Origin of the sequence: Paraburkholderia metrosideri (assembly GCF_904848625.1) — a bacterium.
Classification (GTDB): Bacteria; Pseudomonadota; Gammaproteobacteria; order Burkholderiales; family Burkholderiaceae; genus Paraburkholderia; species Paraburkholderia metrosideri.
In genome coordinates this window covers 1-3,711 of sequence record NZ_CAJHCP010000034.1, presented here as the reverse complement: position 1 = coordinate 3,711, position 3,711 = coordinate 1, and the positions used below count along the sequence as shown (strand labels likewise).

Genomic DNA, 3,711 nt, shown 5'->3' with positions numbered 1-3,711 from the left:
GCATCGCTCATCTCGATCGCGTTCTGCTTGTCCAGCTTCGAAAATGCGGTGTACGCGGTCTTGCCCGATTCGAAGGCGCGAATGATGCTGTTCAGGCGAGTGTCGCTCATGGTCTTTCTCTCTCGTAATCTCGTGAATTGGGTGCGTCAGGTCGGCGTGGCGCGATCAGTCGGCCGCTTTCCAGTACATGAAACCCATGCCTTCGCCGGTGCCGGCAGCCGTGCGCCAGCAGGGAACGTAGTCCACCAGCGTCATTTCGGCGCCGGTTTCCTGAACCGCCTTCATCACGCTGACGTACAACTTGATTTCAGACGTGCCCGACTGGTACGAACGGTTGTCCACTGCAGCGAGGCCGTCGTAGTCGTAGTCGCCCAGCATCTTCATGATGCTGTGATCGAACTCTTCGTCGTTGACGAAGTGCGACAAGCCGCCCGATGCGAAGATGCCGACACGCACATCGTCTGGCCACGCGTTGATTGCATCGCGCAATACGCGGCCGAAATCGATACAACGCGCCATCGACGGCTGGGTCGGCGGGTAGAAGCAGTTCATGATGATCGGCACATGCGGCGGCGGGTTGTCGCCCATGATCTGGTGATACACAAAGCTGTATGCGTGAGGCACGACCGGATATTCCGGCAGCGGCTTCATCCATACGTTATCCGGCCATGCAAACAGATCGGTCAGATCGAAGTTTTCACGCTGGAAGTGGTCGATCAGGTACGTCGCCAGCTTCGGATGACACTGGTGCGTGACGTGATGGTCGGGTGCGTACACCGAACGTTGCGGCGGACCGTTGTGCACTTCCTGACCGGTATAGATTGCGATTGACGGCGAGAAGTCGGTGAAGATTTCCTTCTGGTCCTTACCCAGAATGATCGCGACGTCCACGTCCGCTGCGCGATACGCTTCGGCCATCTTGTCGAGTGCAACACGGCAGCGTGCGGCGCGTGCGGTACGTTCTTCGATGGTCAGGAATTTTTCGAATGCGGCACCACGGTGCGCTTCGAGTTCAGGGTACGTCCACGTCCGGTTACGGAACCACAGTTCCGGATTGTTACGGTCACGCTCGCCGTTATTGAGCCAGTCCTCCGGAGCTTGCCCCAGCATGCCGCTGTGCGGCACGGCCATCCCGAATACAATCTTCGCCATTTACGTTTCTCTGTGAATTAGTGTGTTCAACTAGGCCGGTTATGTCAGCTATCCAGGCCATTCCCGGCCAGGCCGTGATTTGTCAGGCTCGCCGCAGCGATCCGTGGGACTCGGTCACCTTGGGGGCCCACTCGGGGCGGTACAGAATGGCCGTGGCCAGCGCGCCGACGACGAGGAATCCGAGGATCACCATCATCGGCAGGTCGTAGCTTCCGCTCACATGCAGCAGCCAACCCGACAGGCTCGCCGCTACACCGCCGGCAAGGCTCGTGGCAAGTTGCTGCACGCCCGTCACGAGACCGATGGTCTGCTTCGGGATCAGCGTCAGACGCGACAGCACCAGGTTATTCGCCGTCACGAAGCCGAGCAGCGATAGCGACAGCACATTCCAGAACAGCGCCATCTGCAGCGTCGGCGCGTAGGCACCGAACAGCACCGTGCATCCGCCGATAAAGCCCGCGATCGTGAATACCTTGCGTACCGTGATCGGGTTATGGCCGCGCGCAATGATCCGGTCGGCGGCCCAGCCCGCGACCGCCGCAACGATGGCGATACCGGCGAAGCTGAAGAACGTGAAAAGTCCGGAGCGCGTAATCGACAGGCCGCGTTGCTCGACCAGATACGACGGCATCCAGGTCATGCAATAGAACGTGAAGTAGCCGTAGCAGAAGTTGGTGACCATGCCGCCCCACACCACTGGGCTCGATAGAATGCTGCCGAAGGTCACCGTGCGGGCGCTGCGATTGGCCTGCGTCAGAGCCGCTTTGGTCGGCAGATCGTTGCGCACCATCAGCAACCAGGGAATGAGCCACAGCAGACCGACCAGGCCGGTTGCGATGAACATCATCTTCCACGAGTAGTTGACGATGAACCATGCGCCGACCGGTGCGCCGATTGCGGGACCGAACTTGTTGCCCATCGCCAGAATGCCAACGGCGAGCCCGTTCTGGCTTTCGTCGAAGTTGTTGCGGATCCAGCGATAGCTCGCGGGAATCACAATCGCTTCAGCCATGCCGATGATCAGGCGCATCACGACGAGACTCGCGAGCGCCGTCACCGCGCCCATCAACGCGGTGGCGATACACCACAGCGCGAAGCTGATCGCGTACGGCCATTTCACGCCGTAACGGTCTGCCACCCAGCCCATCGGCACCTGAAACACGCCATACGACCAGAAGAAGGCCGCATTGATCCAGCCGCGGTCGATGTCCGTCAGCGCAAAATGTTGAACGAAGCCCGGGTCTGCCAGCGTCGACGAAATGCTGGTGCGATCGACGAAGGAAATCAGCACGCCAAGCGCAAGGAGCGCGAGTACGGCCCAGCGGCTTGCCATCCCGGGTCGTACAGAATTGCTTGTCTCCATCTGCTTGTTTCTCTTAAGTTTGATTAGACTCTGCGTGCCGCCCATGTCTGCAGACGCCTGTTTCAGCGCCTCGAAAGGCCGGCCCGGATACAACGGTAAATCAGGCCAGAGCCGGGTACAGCTTCTGTGCCGTCTTGCCGAAGATCCATGCGCGATCTTCTTCGCTCAGGCTTGCAAGACCTGCTTGCGCGGTCGCGAGAATTTCCGACAATGTTCCCGGCGACGTCGGGTAGTTCGAACCCCACGCCATGCGTTGCGCGCCGAAGGCCTCGACCACGCGTGGGAAGAAGGTTTCAGCACTCGCCTTCTCTTTCTTCACATCGCCAAAAATACGCGGCGTGAGCTTCATGTAGATGTTTTCCAGCGGAGCCAGATCGAACAGGCTCTGCGCCTTCGCGTACGGCGCGCCGTCAGCGACTTCCGGACGGCCCAGGTGATCGAGAATGATCGCGACGTTCGGAAAGCGCTTCGCCAGTGCCGTCACTTGCGGCAGACCGATCGGCCCAGTCTGGATACACATCGGCAGACCCAGTTCACCGCACAGTTCCCATGCCGGGAACGAGCGCGGATCGTCGAGTTCGCTCGGGTCGAATTCCTTCGTGCTGCCGCCGGTGAACAGGCGCAAACCCGCGAGACCGCGCTTGACCCATTCGCGGATCTTTTCAGGTGCGTCCGGTTGCAGCACGTCCACAGAACCGACCGCCACCAGACGATCGGCATATTGACCGCAACCGTCCAAGACGTAGCTGTTATCGAAGCCGTAAGTCGTCGACGAATGAACCACAGCGGCCTTCGTCACACCGGCCGCGTCCATCGATTCGATCAGCGTCTCGACGGTGGTCGGGCGTTCCTTCGACCAGTCCGAACGCTTGCCGAACAGCGGCGCGGGCGGATACAGCGTTTCGTCGTCGGAGATGATGTGCGGGTGAATATCAACGATTGTCATGAATGTCTCTATGCTTGTCTGGTTGACTGGCGGCGCTTGTGAGCCGCTTTCAGGCTGCTCGCGAACCGCCTGTGCTCGCGCTTATTTGCCCTGCGCCTTCAGGCGCGCATCGAGGCGCGGATACACGCGACGTGCATTGCCTTCGAAGATCTTGTAGCGATCCTGTTCAGACAGCGCCTCGCACGCGTCGATATAGCGCTTCGTGTCGTCGAAGTACTGGCCGTTTTCCGGATCGCGGCCGCGCACCGCG

Annotated in this window: 3 protein-coding genes and 1 pseudogene; all 4 read right to left on the bottom strand. The window is 60.1% G+C overall.

Annotated features, from left to right (window positions below; genetic code table 11):
- Nucleotides 1-165: 165 nt before the first annotated feature.
- Nucleotides 166-1,152, bottom strand: coding sequence for a DODA-type extradiol aromatic ring-opening family dioxygenase (locus LMG28727_RS33820; protein WP_201646642.1), 987 nt, complete (start codon nucleotides 1,150-1,152; stop codon nucleotides 166-168).
- 82 nt (nucleotides 1,153-1,234) lie between these two features.
- On the bottom strand, nucleotides 1,235-2,485 hold the full coding sequence (locus tag LMG28727_RS33815) for an MFS transporter (RefSeq protein ID WP_236592576.1): 1,251 nt from the start codon (nucleotides 2,483-2,485) through the stop codon (nucleotides 1,235-1,237).
- Between the two features lie 130 nt (nucleotides 2,486-2,615).
- On the bottom strand, nucleotides 2,616-3,461 hold the full coding sequence (locus tag LMG28727_RS33810; RefSeq protein WP_201646640.1) for an amidohydrolase family protein: 846 nt from the start codon (nucleotides 3,459-3,461) through the stop codon (nucleotides 2,616-2,618).
- A gap of 81 nt (nucleotides 3,462-3,542) precedes the next feature.
- Nucleotides 3,543-3,711, bottom strand: a pseudogene (locus LMG28727_RS33805) (amidohydrolase); the annotation flags it as partial.